Annotated in this window: 18 protein-coding genes; 6 read left to right on the forward strand and 12 right to left on the reverse strand. The window is 44.4% G+C overall.

Annotated features, from left to right (window positions below):
- Positions 1-37 precede the first annotated feature (37 nt).
- Positions 38-1078 carry an NAD(P)-dependent alcohol dehydrogenase gene (locus tag P364_RS0131920; protein ID WP_024634063.1) on the reverse strand — a complete coding sequence of 347 codons (1041 nt, stop codon included), beginning with the start codon at positions 1076-1078 and terminating at the stop codon, positions 38-40.
- Between the two features lie 257 nt (positions 1079-1335).
- Between P364_RS0131920 and P364_RS0131925 the strand changes: the two genes are divergently transcribed.
- On the forward strand, positions 1336-1749 hold the full coding sequence (locus P364_RS0131925; protein WP_024634064.1) for a MerR family transcriptional regulator: 414 nt from the start codon (positions 1336-1338) through the stop codon (positions 1747-1749).
- Positions 1750-1842: 93 nt separating this feature from the next.
- Here P364_RS0131925 and P364_RS0131930 read toward each other — a convergent pair whose 3' ends face one another.
- The 4 genes from P364_RS0131930 to P364_RS0131945 form a co-directional block, all read right to left on the reverse strand.
- The gene (locus P364_RS0131930) at positions 1843-2322 is read right to left on the reverse strand and encodes a DUF6530 family protein (protein WP_024634065.1); all 480 of its coding nucleotides are present in this window, start codon (positions 2320-2322) and stop codon (positions 1843-1845) included.
- A 104-nt stretch (positions 2323-2426) separates the two neighbouring features.
- Positions 2427-2786: a GIY-YIG nuclease family protein gene (locus P364_RS0131935; RefSeq protein WP_024634066.1), complete on the reverse strand. Its 360-nt coding sequence runs from the start codon at positions 2784-2786 to the stop codon at positions 2427-2429.
- Positions 2777-3973 carry an MFS transporter gene (locus P364_RS0131940; RefSeq protein ID WP_024634067.1) on the reverse strand — a complete coding sequence of 399 codons (1197 nt, stop codon included), beginning with the start codon at positions 3971-3973 and terminating at the stop codon, positions 2777-2779. Before P364_RS0131940 ends, P364_RS0131935 begins: the two co-directional genes overlap by 10 nt.
- A 364-nt stretch (positions 3974-4337) precedes the next feature.
- Positions 4338-5564: an MFS transporter gene (locus P364_RS0131945; RefSeq protein ID WP_024634068.1), complete on the reverse strand. Its 1227-nt coding sequence runs from the start codon at positions 5562-5564 to the stop codon at positions 4338-4340.
- A gap of 233 nt (positions 5565-5797) precedes the next feature.
- Here P364_RS0131945 and P364_RS0131950 point away from each other — a divergent pair, with 233 nt between their 5' ends.
- Complete coding sequence (locus tag P364_RS0131950) at positions 5798-6661, forward strand: helix-turn-helix domain-containing protein (RefSeq protein WP_024634069.1); 864 nt, start codon at positions 5798-5800, stop codon at positions 6659-6661.
- Between the two features lie 98 nt (positions 6662-6759).
- On the opposite strand, the gene P364_RS0131955 is transcribed toward P364_RS0131950, so the two are convergent.
- Positions 6760-7656 carry a cation diffusion facilitator family transporter gene (locus P364_RS0131955; protein ID WP_024634070.1) on the reverse strand — a complete coding sequence of 299 codons (897 nt, stop codon included), beginning with the start codon at positions 7654-7656 and terminating at the stop codon, positions 6760-6762.
- Between the two features lie 267 nt (positions 7657-7923).
- On the opposite strand from P364_RS0131955, the gene P364_RS0131960 reads away from it, so the two are divergent.
- A complete protein-coding gene (locus tag P364_RS0131960) occupies positions 7924-8460 on the forward strand; it encodes a GNAT family N-acetyltransferase (RefSeq protein ID WP_024634071.1) in 537 nt (178 codons plus the stop codon).
- A gap of 20 nt (positions 8461-8480) precedes the next feature.
- Positions 8481-9299 (forward strand): MerR family transcriptional regulator, encoded by an 819-nt coding sequence (locus P364_RS0131965; RefSeq protein ID WP_024634072.1) that lies wholly within the window; start codon positions 8481-8483, stop codon positions 9297-9299.
- A 140-nt stretch (positions 9300-9439) separates the two neighbouring features.
- On the opposite strand, the gene P364_RS0131970 is transcribed toward P364_RS0131965, so the two are convergent.
- Together P364_RS0131970 and P364_RS0131975 are read right to left on the reverse strand one after the other, a co-directional pair.
- The gene (locus P364_RS0131970; protein WP_024634073.1) at positions 9440-10312 is read right to left on the reverse strand and encodes a YitT family protein; all 873 of its coding nucleotides are present in this window, start codon (positions 10310-10312) and stop codon (positions 9440-9442) included.
- A gap of 122 nt (positions 10313-10434) precedes the next feature.
- On the reverse strand, positions 10435-10791 hold the full coding sequence (locus P364_RS0131975; RefSeq protein ID WP_024634074.1) for a MerR family transcriptional regulator: 357 nt from the start codon (positions 10789-10791) through the stop codon (positions 10435-10437).
- 109 nt (positions 10792-10900) lie between these two features.
- On the opposite strand from P364_RS0131975, the gene P364_RS0131980 reads away from it, so the two are divergent.
- Complete coding sequence (locus tag P364_RS0131980; RefSeq protein WP_024634075.1) at positions 10901-11674, forward strand: SDR family NAD(P)-dependent oxidoreductase; 774 nt, start codon at positions 10901-10903, stop codon at positions 11672-11674.
- A 94-nt stretch (positions 11675-11768) separates the two neighbouring features.
- On the opposite strand, the gene nspC is transcribed toward P364_RS0131980, so the two are convergent.
- A complete protein-coding gene (gene nspC, locus P364_RS0131985; protein ID WP_024634076.1) occupies positions 11769-12896 on the reverse strand; it encodes a carboxynorspermidine decarboxylase in 1128 nt (375 codons plus the stop codon).
- A gap of 1 nt (position 12897) precedes the next feature.
- Complete coding sequence (locus P364_RS0131990; RefSeq protein ID WP_024634077.1) at positions 12898-14136, reverse strand: saccharopine dehydrogenase family protein; 1239 nt, start codon at positions 14134-14136, stop codon at positions 12898-12900.
- 934 nt (positions 14137-15070) lie between these two features.
- On the opposite strand from P364_RS0131990, the gene P364_RS0131995 reads away from it, so the two are divergent.
- Complete coding sequence (locus P364_RS0131995; RefSeq protein WP_024634078.1) at positions 15071-15550, forward strand: hypothetical protein; 480 nt, start codon at positions 15071-15073, stop codon at positions 15548-15550.
- Positions 15551-15744: 194 nt separating this feature from the next.
- Here the strand turns inward: P364_RS0131995 and cydC are convergent, their stop codons facing one another.
- A complete protein-coding gene (gene cydC, locus P364_RS0132000; protein WP_024634079.1) occupies positions 15745-17478 on the reverse strand; it encodes a thiol reductant ABC exporter subunit CydC in 1734 nt (577 codons plus the stop codon).
- Positions 17475-19313, reverse strand: coding sequence for a thiol reductant ABC exporter subunit CydD (gene cydD, locus P364_RS0132005; protein ID WP_024634080.1), 1839 nt, complete (start codon positions 19311-19313; stop codon positions 17475-17477). Before cydD ends, cydC begins: the two co-directional genes overlap by 4 nt.
- Positions 19314-19332 lie beyond the last annotated feature (19 nt).

Raw genomic sequence — 19332 nt, forward strand, 5'->3', positions numbered from 1 at the left:
GATTGGATTTTCTTCTTTTACTTATAGTTTAATTGACTTAAATTGTGCTCGTGTCAATGACGAATCTGTATTTCACATCCGATACCAACACACGCTTGTAAGCTTCATCAATTTGGTCGGCTGAGATGACTTCGATCATAGGAACGATACTGTGTTCTGCACAGAAATCCAGCATTTCCTGAGTCTCACGAATGCCTCCGATCAATGAGCCTGCGAACGAACGACGTTGTCCGATGAGCGACATCACGTTTACAGACAACGGCTCCCCTGGAGCACCCACGTTCACCAGAGTACCATCCAGAGTAAGCAGTGAGAAGTAAGCATTGATGTCGATACTCGCACTTACGGTGTTAATAATCAGGTCAAAATACCCTGCAAGTTTGTCGAAAGTTTCCGGTTCGTTTGTCGCGAAATAATGATCTGCCCCGAATTGCAAGCCATCATCCTTTTTCTTCAAAGATTGTGACAGTACAGTTACTTCTGCACCCATGGCATGTGCAATTTTGACAGCCATGTGACCAAGTCCGCCCATACCCACAATCGCTACTTTTTTACCAGGACCAGCTCCCCAACGATTTAGCGGCGAGTATGTTGTAATACCTGCGCAAAGCAGCGGTGCAGCTGCATCAAGCTCGATATTGTCAGGAATCCGGACGATGAAGTCCTCTGTTACGACAATGTGAGTGGAGTACCCGCCTTGTGTGGGTTCGCCATACTTGTCAACGCCCGCGTAGGTAGGAATATTTCCTTTGTGACAGTACTGCTCTTCACCTTGGCGGCAGTTTTCACATTCGCCACAAGAGTCAACCATGCATCCGACCCCTACTCGATCACCAACCTTATACTTTGAAACTTCGGCTCCTACATCTGTGACCAATCCTGCGATCTCATGTCCAGGAACGAGCGGATAGTTTACGGGTCCCCATTCGCCGTGAGCAGTATGAATATCAGAATGGCATATGCCTGCATATTTAATTTCGATCAGGACATCGTGCAAATCAAGATCACGTCGTTTAATCTCGGCTGCCCGGAACAATTGGTCCGGACCGTCAACAGCTCGTGCTTTAGCAGTTATCATCATTAAAAACCTCCTAAGATTGTCATAGTCATTCTGCCAAGAGAGTCACGCTCATAGGGTACAAGTCATGACTTGGCTTTTGAATTCCATTGAATCCAGCCCTGCTTTTTCTCCTGCAATACGATCTTAACCCCTCTAGTTAACTCGAGGTCAAATGTCATTAGAAACTTTGACATCCCACATACAGCATGATAGAATCTCCAAAAGATCCTAGAGTTAGCTCGAAGTCTATACTAGTAAGAAAAGGGGGAAAATAAATGTCATATTCGATTAGCGAAGTTGCTAAAGAATTGAATCTAACCGTATATACTTTGCGTTACTACGACAAGGAAGGACTCATGCCTTTTGTTGAACGAACCCCTGGCGGAGCACGAAACTTTAAAGAATCCGACATCGATTTTTTAAAGATTATTCAATGTCTGAAATCTACCGGAATGCCGATTAAAGATATCAAGGATTTTATTGCATGGTGCTCCGAGGGAGATTCCACCTTACAGGAGCGATATGACATGTTCACAGAACGCAAGGCTAGTGTGGAAGCGCAAATGGAAGAACTTAGAAAGACGATGGAAGTGATTGAACATAAGCGTGATTACTACAGGACTGCCCTTAATGCTGGAACGGAAGAGATTCATAAGAACCATAGAATGGGAAACTTCATCGCCAATTAATTGAATTATGCTCAACATAATAAAGAGACCTAAACGTCTTTAGGCGTTTAGGTCTCTTTATTGATCAATCCAACTTGTGTGTACGTTTTCCTTTTAATAACCCATATCCTTTAATATTTTGGATAATGTGCGTAAACGCTCACCGATCATTTCATCGTCATCACTAAGCGCTTGGCTGAACAGCTTAATGTCTTCATTAATTCTCTCATTGTCCGTACAGATCTCCACAGACATCGCATCTCCTTGCAGGCCAACCCGATCAATGACAGGCTGCTCTGGGTCATACAAATGCTCATATCTATAGGCCTCGCGAAAATGTTCCAGGGACCGACAAATGAGGATGGACAAATCAAGCACGCGATGGAGAGGCAGTTCCTCGGATTGTCTTGACCATTTTTCTCCGGTATACCTCCATACCTTGGCTGAAATATCAACCTTTCCTCTGTCGTTCCACTGAGCCAATCCCAGAGAAAGACCCTTTGCGTCGGTATTCCCAGCCATTCGGCCGTCAACCTTCTCATAATTATCCGACACGATAACCGGTTTATGTTTTAACGTTGTAGGTATTTTCAATTTTATTCCCTCATTCCGTTCACTTATTAACTAATTTACTAAACGACGGTTTCATCTTATCTTGATTTTCATCGTTAGTCAAACCTCATTAACTGCATCATCCTTTAATTCTTAGGAGGTCTATTATAGCCTTTGTCTCCATAGGGCTGTAACTTCTGGAGCCAAGACTTCAGGAGCTGCTTTTGTTCCCAGCGTATATCCGTCACCTTATCGATATCTTTCTGCTCCAGAACCTCATAAGTGAATGCATCTTCTCCAAATTCTCTCCATTCTTTTTGCAGCTGGGGATTTGCAAATCTCCCTTGATCCAGTTGCATTTGCAGAGTAAACCATTTGTTTTTCAAGTTGGGATAGCTATCAATATAGATTTTTCCGTTTATTTTGTTTTTGATTTGGGCTACGCCCATATAAGTCTTGATCTGCTTGTATTCCTCCAGCAGCTCCTTGCGCTTGTTCATATCCATGTCTCTATCTCCTTTTCCTTGACAATAGGGAGCAGTAACAGCGCTCCGATAACCACAAAAACACCACTCGTCATAAATACACTAAGCAAGGAGAAGGTATCCTTGATATATCCGGAGATAAACATGCCAATTACCATCATTCCCATAAAAATCGGCATGATCGCTCCGGATACCCGGCCAATAAATGCCCCCTCCGTGTTTCGCATAAGAAGCGTCTGAATTCCACCTTGGATACAAGGAAAGAACAGACCACTAATCACGAGCAGAACAATTGTTAGCCAAACTTGCTTAGACGCACCCATTCCGACAGTACAGACAGCATTAACAAGTAAACCAACCAAAAGCAATAATTGTGGCTTTACTTTTTTAGAGATTGCGATGATCGCAGCACCACCAACCAACATAGCGCCCCCATTAGCCATCACCAGCCATTGCAAAAAAGGTTTATCCCGTCCCAAATTCTCAATGACAAGGAAAATTTGAAGCGGCTGAGTCAATCCTGATGCTAATCCGACTGCCGAGAAGGTTAATCCCAGTGTTCTCAAGGATTTATTGGCCCCAATATAGCGCAGTCCGTCGGTCATCTCTTTGACGAAGCTGCCGGTATTCCCTGACCCAGCTTCCTCTACATCCCGGGGAAGAGAGGATAATACAAGCGAGGATCCCAGAAACATAGCTGCTGTCAGGATCAGGGATACGTTAATGCCAAACTTAATAAAAATAAAAGTACCAATCACCGGTCCAAGCACCATGAAGACAGCGACCAGCGTTTGGGACATCGCCATAACACCCTGCAATTGTTCGGCTGGTACATGCCGTTTATACAGTTTCATCGCCGAAGGCTGAGAAAATTGCGATAAGCTGGCAGAAACAAATGATCCGATCAGAAGTGCAATCCATCCGCCATTCATAACTGCAAGCAGTACGGCCCCGACAGACAAGCCGGATAACACATCGCTCCAGACCATGGTTCTCTTCGGCCTCCATCGGTCGGCAAAGGTCCCGCCAATCAGGCCAAATATAAAGATCGGTGCAAATTCCGCAACCGAAATCAGTGATATATCAACCGGATTGTTATGTGTCAATTCGGAAACATAAAGAAGTACAGCATAATTCCGAATCCATATTCCCAGTTGTAGCAGTACCCTGGAGAGGATAATGGTTCGAACATATCGATTCGCAAACATTTTCAATTCCCCTTATCCTTTAAGATTTTTACTACCGTGTGCAGCCGATCCCTATTTATTTCATCATTCTGCAAGGCCAGAACTGAACAATTTTCCCCTCCTATCCACAAAGTTTAGATTTACTAATTTACTAAATTACTAATTTACTAAATCACGGCTTCATTTTATACAGGATCACTTCCTTCGTCAACCGTTTTCTTTAATTCCGTCTTTCCTCAGCTCATTCTTACCGTAATTTCCGGGTAAACAATTGATCCGTAAAAACAAAAAAAGCCGCTAGATTAGCGACTTTCATACTCGAACATGTATGATTATGTTGGTTTCACTCAATGAAAAGATACAATCGTGGATCAAAGAGCAGACTTCATGGATCTACTAATGGGTACTTGCTGTAATCCAGTTTAGGAGAAACTGCTTCTTCCGGCTTCAATTGAATGGAACGTTGGCACACCACTGTAATAACAAAGGCTAATAAAGCGAGCACCACAGCTACAGGAGGCACCCACTCTACACCACCCAAATCGACAGCAAGACCCCCGAATCCAGAGCCAAGCGCTATACCCACATTTGCCGCTACGGGCAGTAAGGTGGAAGCAAACGGTCTGGAATTTGGCGCTATCGCTCCGGAGACATCAAACAAATAGAGTTGAGAAGCCGCGCTCATCGAGGATGACAGGCAACCGATCAGGAACAGAAACGCCAAGCCCAGCCATAGATGAGATACGGTGAAACTCAGCCCCAAAAAGATAGCGGCTTGAATAACGAAAAGCCATTTGAGCTTGGGTAAGAAATCTCCCTTTGCTATTTTGGCCCCAATCCAGTTGCTCAGTATGCTGCACGCACCATAGATGAGGAGTACAGCACTAATCCAACCTGCGGGTATGCCCATGGACTGTCCCAGCAACGGAGTAATATACGTAAAGATCACAAAAATACAACTGTTTCCAAGGACCGGAATCAAACAGGCCAGTAGTATGCGAGGCTTCATAAATAGAGCCATCTGGTCGCTGAATGAACCGGCAATGGTCATCGTTTGTCGTGGAAGAATACGGAACATGAATATGAATGGCATCACACCGATGCAGGCCGTAACAACAAACGTCATGGACCAGTTCAGATGCTGTCCGATGAAGGTCCCGAGCGGGACGCCAAGCACATTAGCGATGGAAAACCCGCCCAGTATCCAAGCAATTGCTTCCCCTCTTCGTTCCCGGTTGACTGCATCGCTTGCAATTGAAATCGAAAGCGATATCGTAAGTCCGCAAGCGACAGCCGAGACGATCCGAATAATCATCAGGGAAAAGAATGTTGTTGAGAAGATGGTTAATACATTTAAGGCAAGCACGACTGCAAATCCAATTAAAATGGAGTTTCTCCGGGGAATTTTGGCCAAGAATGCAACGGCAAACGGTGTTCCAATCGCATAGGCAATGGCGAAGCCGGATACGAGCGCACCTGCGGCAGCCAGCGATACTTTCATATAGGTTTCGATTTCCTTCAATACGCCCACAATCACGTATTCGGTTGTTCCCAAAACAAAGCTAACGAATGTAAGTGTTAAAATAAGTAAATTCTCTCTTTTTCTAGTCATGCATAAGCCCTCACAATTCTCTCTAATGTTGCAAGCGTTTCATTTTCTTAAACTAGAATCCATTCCTATCAAATTTTGCTTCCACATCCCTTCCGATCGATATATAGTACATATTATTAATAGTGAAATTGTACTGTCAGACATGCCAAGCGACAATAAAGGTTGTTGTGGTCTTCTTCCAAAACATTATGCATGTTGTCATTTCACCACAGAATCTTGAAGGGAAGACATTAATGAATACACGCCATGAATCCGAACCAATGGATGAAGATCAAGATTGCATCATTATTTATGTTGGGAAGTTGGCAGACAACCCCCATTGGAGTTTTCCAACCCATAAGCATGACGATGTGCATGAGATTATTTACGTGAATGACGGCCGTGGCTCGTTCACGATTGATGGGATCAAGCACTCCGCCCAAAAGGGAGATCTTCTTGTATATAACAAAGGAACACTTCACGAGGAAAAATCGGATCCCGAATTCCCTTTATCCACCTTCTATTGTGGCTTTCGTTTCAAAGAGGGTACTCGCGCCAACAGCGATTGGGTTGTTCCTCCCGGCAGTGAACCAGTTGTTCGTGCCAACCGTTATTCGGAAGAGATCCGTTCGTTAATGCAGACCATGTTTAATGAATTTTCAATCCGGGAAGACGGATACGTCTCTATTTCCCATCATCTGCTGCATGCCATTCTGCTGATTATCGATCGGATGTCGCACCATCAGCGCACAGCAAGTGAGATCGTTCCGAGCAATACCCTCGCCGAAAGCATCAAAGACTATTTGGATACGAACTACCGGCAGCATATTAAGCTGAAGGACTTGGCTGATCAATTCCATATTGATTTCTACTATTTAATTCATATGTATAAGAACTGCTACGGTACCTCCCCCTATCATTACCTCATTCAACGAAGAATGGGAGAAGCGACCCGATTGTTGGTTTCTACCAAGAAAAAAATATGGGAAATCTCCAAGTTGGTCGGGTACGAGAACCCAAACTACTTTACGATTCTTTTTACCAAAACGGTTGGTGAGTCTCCGAGAAGTTTCCGCAAGAAGAATCAAAAGGACATGTTCGGAGACCCTTTGAACTAAAAAAACAGGTAGCCATCGGCTACCTGTTCTGTCTTACATCAAGAAGAGAAAATGATATTCCTGTTTACTGGAAATTCCTTGTAGTTGTCGCTCATGTTTTATAATAAAAGCGCTTCGTTTGGAGCTTCGTCTGGTTCAACGTGAACATGAACAGTGTACACATCATGTTCTCTTAACAATTCGTCTTCTACATTTGTTGAAATATCATGAGCCTTCTGAAGATCCAGATCCGATCGTACAAGAATGACAACATCCACAACAGCATTATTACCGTAACTACGAGCTCTTAAATCTTTAACTGCCTCTACCCCATCAATATTGGCAATCGTGTTTCTGTATACCTTGATTAGTTCTTCGTCAAACCCATCCGTAAGATGGTGTGTAGCTTCCCGAAAAATGTCCCAAGCAGTTTTACATATTAGAAAGCCCACCGCTACAGCTGTTAATGGGTCGAGCCATGGCAGGCCAAATTGAGAACCGATGATGCCGATAACTGTTCCTATACTAACCCAGGCATCCGAAATATTGTCTTTTGCAGCTGCCATAACCGCTTGGCTCTTGATCTTTAAAGCGAGTCTTTTATTATATCGGTAAACCAGATACATCACTGCCGCACAGAAAATGCCTGTCCATGCTGCGAAGATGTCTGGAGATTCGCTTTTCCCCTGGAATACGGATGTGATAGCTTCGTATAACACTTGTAGACCTACCGCCATCATGATAAAAGAAGCAACCAGTGAGGCAACGGTCTCTGCTTTCCAATGTCCATATGTATGATCTTTATCAGCCGGACGTTGAGCAAGTCTCAGACCGATAAGAACCGCGATTGAAGCTATAATATCGGTAGCATTGTTTAACCCATCCGCTTTCAAAGCTTCGGAATTAGACATATAACCGATGACCATTTTAATTGCAGTCAGACAAATATAAGCAATAATACTGATGATTGCTCCCTTTTCTCCCAGTTTTAAGTTGTCGTACTTTATTTGCTCCACTAACATAATCCCCCTGATTCCAACTGTTTTCTAGCACTTTACGATGGTATCATCACGATATTGTGTGGGTCTAGAGAAACGTTTTGAACCAAGTAAAACAATGTCTGTACAATGAAAGAGTTTAATACCGGCCAAAAAAAGTTGTAATAAGTAAACTTACTTCAGGAATTGTGATCTCTGCCATATTGCTTGACTCTGGTATCGTACCAGGGTTTATCGTGAATGTAGCGCAAATATGGGTTTTACAAATTAGGAGTGGTTCAGTTGATGTTGCAAAAACAGTTTGACCAAGTGTTTGAAATTATGAAGCAGTCGTTTCCCGAAGCTGAATATCGGGAATATTCAGAACAGAAGAAGCTGCTGTCCAATTCATGCTATCACCTTCTCACAGAAGAGAACGAGCATAATGAAGTGATTGGCTTTCTCGCAGGCTGGGAGTTCGAGTCGTTCAGATACGTCGAGCATGTCGCTGTTTCCGCGAACATTCGTGGAGGCGGCATAGGCAAGCGCTTAATGGAGCGTTTCATGAACCAGTCCGCCAAGCCGGTTATATTGGAAGTCGAATTGCCAGAAGATGAGCTGAAGCAGAGAAGGATCGGATTTTATGAGCGCCTGGGATTCTACCTGGGAGATCATTCTTATGTTCAACCGCCTCTTCGTGCTGTAAGGCAGCAAAACTTGTCATTACAGATCATGAGTTATCCGGCAAAGTTGACCTCGACACAATTTGAAATGGTTAGAAAATTGCTGTATAAGGAAGTGTATGGCGCGCCTCCAACTTACGCGCACACATATAATAGCTAAGTGCAAATGAGGATAAAACGATGAAAAATGATTATAAAATCAATGAAATTTCGAAGCTTTACGGAATAGGTGTTGACGCACTTCGTTATTACGAAAAATTAGGGCTGCTGCAGCCCCGGCGAGACGGTAACGGTTATCGGCTGTACAGCCTTCAGGATATGTATAAACTGAATATCATCCGGGACCTGCGTCAGTTGGATTTCACTATGCAACAGATCAAAGCGTATTTGGATCAGCAAAGTGTAGAAAATACGCTTGAATTGTTATTCACTGAACAGGAGCTGATTAAGGAACAAATCGCCAAGCTCGAAACTACGCAGCGTATTATCCAGGGCAGAATCAAGGTGTTGACTGACGCAAGCAGCATTCAGACGGGGGTTTACTCTATCAAAACGTATCCTAATCGGCCTTGTCTGCAGCTCAATACACGTATAACGCGGGATGAGGAGATGGATTATGCCATTAAGAAGCTGCATCAAAAGCATAATAGTCACATTCCCGACTTCGGCAACCAATTGTACGGTGCTTCCGTGTCACTTGAGGAATTAAAGCATGGTGTACGGGATGTTTTCAACTCCGTTTTCTTTATCTTTAGTCCTGACGATTCCGGCAAAATTGAATATGATTATTTCCTGCCAGCTGGCGATTACCTGTCATTATTTTATCGGGGTAACTACCGTCAAAGTCATAAAAAAATGCTTGAGGTCGTTGCATATGCCAATGATAAAGGGCTCCGTTTAATGGGAGATCCGTTTGAAATTTATGAAATTGATAATCGGGATACGATCATTACCGAGCAATTCTTGACTGAAATACAGTTACGGATTGCCAAAGTATGATGAACTTCAAAGGGTTGAAGTTATTGGAGGCGACTTTATACCATAACTTCTACCCTTATAACAAAAAAAGCCGCTATATTAGCGACTTTTATGTATGTTAGATCTTTACTCCCCGACATTAACTCCTGCTCATTGTATGATCAGTGAATATCTTTCTTTTTGAAATTGCCGCCCTTAACTTCGGCCACATCGTAAACTACAATAAAAGCATTGGGATCAATTTCGTGAATGATATCCTTGATCTTGCTTTCTTCCATACGGTTGATTACGCAGGTGATTTCTTTGAATTGTTCATTGGAGTAACCCCCGTAAGCATCGGTATAGGTTGCTCCACGACCTAAACGGTCGCGAATCGTTTCGACCATAATCTCAGGTTGATTTGTGATAATTTTAAAGGTTTTGGACCCGCTCAAACCTTCTTCAACAATATGAATCACTTTGGAAGCAATGTAATAAGCAAGTGCAGACAGAATCGCCCCTTGAAGACCAAATACGGTCGAAACAACAATAAATACAAACATGTTCAGGAATAAGATTAAATCACTCGTTCCAAAAGGTAATTTCCGTGAAAGAAGGACAGCCAACATATCTATTCCATCCAATGCCCCGCCATTACGCAGCGCCAAACCCATCCCAAAACCGATGATAATACCACCCACGACGGTAATTAACAATGTATCCCCTTGAATAATCGTTGGTACATGGTGCATAAGGCTTGTACCCACAGCTAACGAGGCAATACCGATGATGGAATAAATAGCGAAGCTTTTACCGATCTGTTTATAACCTAACCAGACAAATGGAATGTTGATAATACCAATCAGCATCCCTAACGGTAAACCAAACAGTTGTGAGCCTACGATACTCAGACCTGTCACACCACCGTCTGATACATTATTTGGAATTAATATGGCTTCCAGACCATATGAGGTAATAAAAGCCCCGATCATAATCAGCAATACTTTGGAGATGATTTTCAGCTTGTTAGACTTTTGCACGTTCCTTTGATTCATTCTTTTTCCCCCTTGATGAACAAACATAAAAAATAGTCTATAACAAAATTCACTATTTTGGCAATAGATCGTCATATATGCAACCACTGAATTCGCTCTGCTCGTTCCTCGATCAGATTACATTATTTCCCGATTAATACTCGATATGCCGTAATTTTATTCTCCAGCATCTGATCTGCTGACTGAAGTGTGTGCATCTGCTGTTGAATCGCCTCTTTGTGCTCTTCCAGCAACTTTAAACGCTCTGCAGCAGTATGCTCACCTTCCTGAAATAAGGATGCGTACTTTTTGATGATAGCGATGGGCATTTGAGTCTCTTTTAGTTTGATTACAAAATGCAACCATTTCAGATGCGATTCGTTGTATCGTCTATCTCCACTAGCATCACGGAACGGTATGATAATCTGCTCCTTCTCATAATAACGCAATGTGTGGGTACTGATACCGAGTAGTTCAGCCACTTCACCGATTGTATGCATGGTGATCCTCCTTCTATATTCCGCTTGACTTAGAGTAAGCTCTAATCAGTATAATCAACACGTAGTCATATCACAATAAATAATGAACTGAAATCCAGGAGGAATATCCATGAAGTATACAGTGATTACCGGTGCCAGTTCGGGCATTGGCTATGAAGCAGCTTTGGCTTTTGCGGCTCGCGGCAAACATTTGATCCTGGCTGCACGCAGAAGCGACGAACTGGAGAAGTTAAAATCGAAAGTAATTGAAATTGATCCTGATCTGGACATCGTCATTCGCACGGTGGATCTGTCCATCGCTGCCAATGTCCATGCATTCTACGAAAGTCTCCATCATTACTCTATCGAAACATGGATTAACAACGCAGGGTTCGGAAATTTTGCTTCGGTTGGTGAACAACATCTACCTAAAATCGAACAGATGCTTCATCTGAACATAGAAGCATTAACCATTCTTTCATCCCTGTATGTACGTGATTATGCAGAGGTAGAGGGCACACAGCTCATTAACATTTCTTCTGGTGGTGGATATACGATCGTGGCGGATGCAGTAACCTACTGTGCAACAAAGTTCTATGTAAGTGCCTTTACGGAAGGCCTTGCACAAGAATTAAAAGGCAATCATGCAGCAATGCAAGCAAAAGTACTCGCGCCTGCTGCAACGGAAACGGAATTTGCAAAACGATCTTTTGATATAGACCAGTTCGAATATGAGGGCCGTGTTCCCCAATTCCATACAGCAGAACAAATGGCTGGATTTTTGCTTGCATTATATGACAGCGAAAGCGTCGTCGGTATTGTAAATGGATTAACCTATGAATTTGAATTGAAAGAACCGATCTTTCCGTATGCGACGAGAGCAGCCTCGAAACCCAACGATTAATCATAAACATAGCAGTTTACCCATCCTATGTTAAACGTCAAAAGGGAACCTGTGATCAGGTTCCCTTTTGCTCTTGCTATATCTGTAAAAAGTATTAAGCCAGTCTCATTTTGAAATCTTGATAGCCAAACTCGCGAACCACTTCGCAATCGCCATCTTTTCTTTTCACTGCAATGGCTGGCAACGGCATGCCGTTAAATGTATTGGTTTTGACCATGGAGTAGATCGCCATGTCCTCAAATACCAATCTGTCACCCGTTTTGAGTGGTTGGTCAAATGAATAATCGCCGATTACATCACCCGAAAGACAAGTTTGCCCACCCAAACGATACAAGTGAGGTTTTTCTCCCGCTTCTCCCGAACCGATAAGCGGTGGGCGATATGGCATTTCCAGCACGTCCGGCATGTGACATGTGGCCGAGGTATCCAGAATGGCAATGTCCATACCGTTCTTGTGGAAATCGAGCACAGAAGTAACCAGGAAGCCCGCGTTTAGAGCAACTGCTTCGCCCGGCTCCAGATACACTTCCAGTCCATATTTCTCCTGCATGCGTTTGATGCAAGCTTCCAGTCTTGGAATGTCGTAATCCTCGCGGGTAATGTGATGCCCACCGCCGAAGTTGATCCATTCCATTTGTGGCAGCCATTGTCCAAACTTCTCTTCTACCGCATTCAGCGTCGTTTCCAGATCGTCTGAATTTTGCTGACACAAGGTATGGAAATGCAGTCCAGAGACACCTTCCAGCAGCTCTGCGCGGAAATCCTCTTGTTTGGCACCAAAACGGGAACCAGGAGCACATGGATCGTAAATCTCATGCCCCTCCTGGGTCGAGCATTCAGGGTTAATACGCAGGCCCACTTTGCGTCCAGCCTGAAGTGCCTTGCCCTTAAATTTCTCCAGTTGGGAGAATGAATTGAAAATAATATGATCGGAAATCGAAAGGATTTCATCGATCTCATCTTCACGATAGGCCGGGGCGAAGACATGGTTCTCTTTACCCATCTCCTCATGACCAAGGCGGGCTTCATACAGCCCGCTTGCCGTTGCACCGCTCAGGTATTCTCCGATGAGCGGATACATCGTGGTCATGGAAAATGCTTTTTGAGCCAGCACGATTTTGGCTCCTGTACGTTGCATGACACCGTTCAGAATTTTGAGATTTCTCTCGATAAGTCCCTCGTCAACAACAAAGCATGGCGTCGGTAATTGCTCAAACCGCATCTTAACGAACGAGCTCCGATTCTTTGGCTTCTTCTGGCAGTTCGTCAACGAGTACCGGGTTGAAATCTTCGACCCATGGGAGACCCCATTTGTTCAACTCTTCCATGAATGGATCTGGGTTGAACTCTTCAACGTTGTATACGCCTGGTTTGTTCCATTTTCCAGTCATCACCATCGCTGCACCAATCATAGCTGGAACGCCTGTTGTGTAAGAAATAGCTTGGGAACCGACTTCTTTGAAGCATTCTTGGTGATCACAGATGTTGTACACGTAGTACGTTTTGTCTTTACCGTCTTTTTTACCTTTGAAAATACAGCCGATGTTCGTTTTGCCCACAGTACGTGGTCCAAGGGACGCCGGATCTGGCAGTACCGCCTTCAGGAATTGCAGCGGAATGATTTGTTTGCCTTCGTACTCGATCGGTTCGATCGATGTCATGCCCACATTTTCAAGGGCTTTCAAGTGCGTAAGGTAGCTTTGACCAAATGTCATGAAGAAACGGATACGTTTCAGACCAGGCATGTTTTTAGCCAGGGACTCCAGTTCTTCATGATAAAGCAGATACATGTCTTTCTCGCCAACTTCCTTAAAGTCGTAGACGCGTTTAATTTCCATTGGTTGAGTTTCGATCCATTCGCCTTTTTCCCAATATCTTCCGTTAGCTGAAACTTCGCGGATGTTGATTTCAGGGTTGAAGTTGGTTGCGAACGGATAGCCGTGATCCCCGCCGTTGCAGTCCAAAATATCAATATACTCAATTTCGTCAAAGTAATGCTTCAGCGCATAAGCAGAGAATACACCCGTAACACCTGGGTCAAATCCACTGCCGAGCAGAGCTGTAATTCCGGCTTTTTCAAAACGTTCTTTGTAATCCCATTGCCATTTGTATTCAAATTTCGCCGTATCTTCCGGCTCATAGTTAGCTGTATCCATGTAATTTGTTTTTGTTGCAAGGCAAGCATCCATGATTGTCAGGTCTTGGTAAGGCAATGCCAGGTTCATGACGATATCCGGTTTAACTTCGTTGATGAGGGCAATCAGTTCGTCAACGTTGTCAGCATCCACTTGAGCCGTTGTAATTTTTGTTTTACCGCCGTCCAGCTTGGCTTTAAGGTCGTCACATTTGGATTTCGTACGACTTGCGATGCAGATCTCCTCGAATACTTCGCTGTTTTGAACGCATTTATGAACTGCTACTGAAGCTACGCCGCCGGCGCCGATGATTAGTGCTTTTCCCATTTTCCATTCTCCTAACCCAATATGAATTTTTTTGAAATTATCTTTAATTATTTTTCTCATTTTTCAACTTTTTGCCCGTTTTGAACCAACAAAAAAAGCAAGGTGAAAAATGCCACAATCGCGCATCATCACACTTGCTTGTCGATATACATCATAAAAAAGACGCAAAGTCTCCATAACTAAAAAAGTTCAAAAGAACTCCTCCAGTGGAAAGCTTCTTCATGTATATCAATATCAGATCAGAGTCTATATAGCAAATAATTCGCCTTTACCACTCTTATTGACCGTTTCACAAGTTGATGTGCAGGTGCACTGGTTGTAAAGTAACCAACTTATAAAATTTGAGCTTTTAACTCAATCAATAAGGCAACATAAGTTGCCAATCGGCGTTTGACCCGGCTGTCCGTATGGCCTTAACTTCCTTTGGAGAAGTGGTCAAAATTATCTGCTGGAAAGACCTGATTTATGTTGATATATCTGCTTTCCAAAATCACAGGTCTTACGATATCAGATACATTAAAAAAAATCAAGTGATCACTAAAAATTTATTTTTTCATCATTTTGGAACTCGCGTTCCACTCTTAGGCATACCTGATTATTGTGGCAAAATCATAGCAGCGTCAACGTTTCGATAGTCCATCGCTTTAATCGGTTACTGCTTTAATGTCTCCGGCTCATACTCAACTCCAAATAGCTGACATGATGCGATGACTATGGGTAACATGGGAATTCAGATTAAGCTTTCACCGGATTGATTCAGATAGAATAACCCTTTCAATTGAAATGTTGAAATTAAGTTGTTAAGCGAAGATTAAAACCAATACAAGTACCTTCAAAAATACTTTCATTCCGCTTGAAATTTTATACATTTTTGATAGATAGATATGATATATTTGGTAGGTAATTTAAAATATATCCCAGAAAAGAGGATGTTATGAAAAAGGCCACTTTACTATTTGCTGCAATTTTCATGTTTTTGCTCTCCATCGCTCCTTCAGCATCTGCGGCTGGAGACCGCCTTATTAACGACATCATGTATAACAACTCGATTCCACTCGTATCCAACAACATCAGGTTTTCTCTGCAATACAGCGTCTACGGCGACCTGCAGCTCTGGGATAACCGCACACGCACGATGTTATGGAACACCAAGACCAGTGACACCAGAATAAATCATTTCAAGATTGATTATTGGAGTGGAAAGCTAGTTCTCCAGGATCCTCAAAACACACCTTACTGGACGTCAGACAACAAGGCATGGTCTACAGCGTACTATGGAGCGGACAATGTGCCACCCAACCTTAGAGGTAACGTGCTCATCGTTCAAAACGACGGCAATTTAGTGCTGTACAATACAGAAACCCCGAGTGCAGGCTGGTATCCTGTCTGGGCTTCCAATACAGGAGGCCATTAAGGTCTATTGTATTGGAGCACAAACTGTTTAATCGAAGCTTCATTGGATTGTTGCTTGCCTTCATTCTTTTGGGGTTTTAAACTAAAAATACACTCCACACAGCGTAAACGTGTGCGAGTGTATTTTCAGTATGACGAATGTTAAAACTGCGATGAAGTACACTCTTTCATTTGCATCAGTGCATATCTTGCTCTTTACACTCCTGATACTCCGATCATTTGCCGCTCAATCATCTTCATTTCATAAAAATAGCCTTTTCGCTCCATTAACTCCCCATAGGAGCCTGCCTCCACTACCCTTCCCTGTTCCATGACCACAATCCGATCCATCTCTTCCAGACCCGTAAGGCGATGACAGATCATTAGAAGCGTATCCTCTGCCGCTTGTGCATAGAGGTGTTTCATCACACGTTCTTCTGTAACATAATCCAGTGAGGAAGTAGGTTCGTCGAGAAGCCACAACCGTCCCTTGCGAAGCATCGCCCGTGCCAGAGCCAGCCTCTGCTTCTCGCCGTCCGACAGGTTTTCCCCTTTTTCATAGACTACATCGGTCAATGATGTATTGGGTAGCTGTACTTTTTCTAACACATCTACCAGTTGTTCATCCGAATGTTCTTCATCGCTCAACAGCAGGTTATCCCGGATCGTTCCCCTGAAGAAATGACTTTGCTGCAGCACGACATTAGCCCATTGCCAAATGCTTGTCTCATCCAGTTCATTCACCGAAATGTCGTTTAAACGGATCTCCCCGGTCGTGGGTGTTCGCAGTTTAAGCAGTAATTCAATAATCGTTGATTTTCCTGATCCGCTCGGTCCGACAATTGCCGTTTTGGAGCCCGGTAAAATATGCAGCGAAATGTCCTTTAGTGCCGGTCTCCACTCCCCTTCGTATTGAAACGTAACACTGGAGAGCTCAAGCGATACCGCCTGATTACCAGATAACGCTCCGTCGGGCTGCCCAGACTCAGACTGTACATCAGAGGTCTGTATGGTTTCCGTCAGTCTTTTCGCAGCATGTTCGCTATCCTGCTTATAATAGGGTAATGTAGCCATTGCTGCAGCTTCTTCGAAAACGGTTAGTGAGGCCATAACCAGCATTGCAAGAAACACGCCAGCTAGCGCTCCGTCAATAATAAGATAGGCTCCAAGCGTCAACACGCCCCAGGAAATAAGAAACGTAACCAATGTGTGCATGGATTGCCCGCGCAGCAAGTGTCCGGCAGCCCGCTGCTGCTGAACCGTCAACGCCGCAGAAGCCTGCTGAAGCTGTTGCTCCCGCTGTGCCAGTTGTCCGTACACTTTCAAATCCCGAAATCCATACAATACTTCGGTGACTTCCGTGGAAAGCAGCGCCCGTTGCTCGCGAACACGTCCATGTATTTTCCGCTGCCCAAGCAAAACCACTCCCGGTACAACCAATGCCGTTGTGAGCATGCCTAATACAAACAGACCCGCAATCCAGAATGAAAAGACTGAAGTAAACAACACCGTAGCCAAAAAGACCATGACCACAATGATCGGTGGATAAGCAACACGCAAAAAATAATGCTGTAGACTCTCCACATCCCCAACGATTCGGGCAAGCAAATCCCCGCTTCTCTTTTTGTTCAATATACCCGGCGTTAAAGGAATGAGTCGGGCAAAGAAGGATGTACGCAAACGGCTAAGCATGGAGAACGTTGCCCTGTGGGAATACAAGCGCTCCCCGTAACGACTCGCCGCCCGAAGCAGGCCAAGCAGCTTGACCATTGAGGTGAGTACAATTAAGGTGTAGAGCGGTGGAGCAAAGACTGTTTGCGAAATCAAATACCCACTCGCGGAAAAGAGGGCCACTCCTGCTATGCCGGCAATAAACCCAGCTAGAATCGAAAGGATAATATCCTTTCGCTCCTGAATCAATGCTTTGGATAAAATCGCTAGCTCGTTCATGCTAAGCCCCCTTTTCGTTGAACATCAATCATCTCCGCATACGCTGGCAGGCGCTTCAGAAGCTCTTCATGGCGTCCCGTATCCATTAAGACACCGTGGTCCATAAACAATATGCGGTCAGCATGTTGAATGGTATATAGCCGATGAGCCACCGTAATCATCGTCGCCCTTTTTGCCAATGCGGCAATGGAGCGTTGCAGGATCTGCTCTGTGTGCAGATCCAGACCCACCGTGGGTTCATCAAACAATATGATGGAAGGCCGCTTCAAAAAAGCACGTGCCAAGGCAAGTCGCTGTTTTTCCCCACCAGACAGACCTCGGCCACCTTCACCAACCAAGGTGTCAAAGCCCTGCTCCAATTGAGCAGCCACTGCGGCAAGCCCGGCATCCTCTGCAGCCTGCTCAATTTCAGTTCTGGACACGTTCCGACCTGCACCAATCGCAATGTTCTCCGCAAATGTACCTGCAAAAATATACGGATGCTGTGTAATGTAGCTGACCTGTTCGAACCATGCAGCCTCATCATACTCGGATAGCGGTTGTCCATTGACCAGAACCTCTCCTGATGCTGGTTTCAGCAAACCCGCAATGAGATGCAGTAATGTCGTTTTCCCTGAACCGCTTTTGCCGACAATGGCAATATGTTCTCCCGGCTCAAGCTTGACCCGGCCAGTTTCAAGCTCAAATGATTCTGGCGCGTATCGAAATCGGAGATGGTCCAATATCATGGATGGTGGCATGGAACTGTCATTGGAAATGTCCATTTGCAATGTCCCTATCCCGTTCTCCCTTTCCATCCGATCCATGCTGTCGACCTCGTCGATTCCATCGGATGTGCCTGCTCCTCCTTTTCCATCTATTGACTTGCTCTCTCCAGCCGTTGTCTCGAGCATCTGCTCTACCTTACGAACCGCTCCCATACTTGTTCGCCCGCTATGAAAGGCGGTTCCCGTATTTTTCAACAGACTGTAAAATTCGGGAACGAGCAGCAACACGAGAAACGCGGTATGGAACGACATCGATTTAAATACAAGCAGCTGGATTGCCAGTTCGAGAGCAACGATACCGATACTTAGCATAACGATCGATTCCAGCATAAAGGTATTTGTAAATGCAATCCGCAAAATGGCCATCGTAGCATCACGATAATCCAGACTGCTGCGTTCAATTTTCTTCTGCTGGCGATGTGCCCGTCCGAATATCTTCAACGTAACCAGCCCTTGAAGTGAATCCAGGAATGTACCGGAGAACTCGGCCAGCTGCGCATATTTTTCCTCTGATTTGTTTTTCGTTTTTATTCCCACCAAAATCATGAACAAGGGAATAAACGGGGCCGTAAACAGCATAATGAAGCCTGAATTGGCATGCTGCATAAACGTTACAATTAAAATCAGAATCGGAATGATGGCAGCCTCCATCATACGCGGCATATACAGACTGAAATAACTGTCAGCCTCATCCACAGCATCTAGAGCAACACTGACCTTTCCCCCTGTTTGCCCACGAAGGGTTGATGGCATCGACGCATGGGTCAAATGTTGCAGCACGGCTGCCCGCATATTCGTCTTGGCACTGGCAGCCATATGCAAACCAACCTTCCCGTTCCCATAAGACAACCCTGTGCGTACGACCATGGCAGCTAGAAGCAACCCGAGCAGCATGACAACCGACGAGAGGGAAGCTTTCTCCACGAAAATCCGTTGAACTGCTTCAGCAAGCAGTGCGGCCTGACTCACAATGGCTATACCGAGTGCGAGTGAAATAACAGCCATGAGCACGAGACGTTTTCGCTGGCCAGACATTTGTTGAGCAAGCAGACTTGTTTTCCTCTTCATGCAAACGCTCCTCCTTTCT

It is taken from the genome of Paenibacillus sp. MAEPY2, assembly GCF_000499205.1.
In the GTDB taxonomy this organism is placed as follows: Bacteria; Bacillota; Bacilli; order Paenibacillales; family Paenibacillaceae; genus Paenibacillus; species Paenibacillus vandeheii.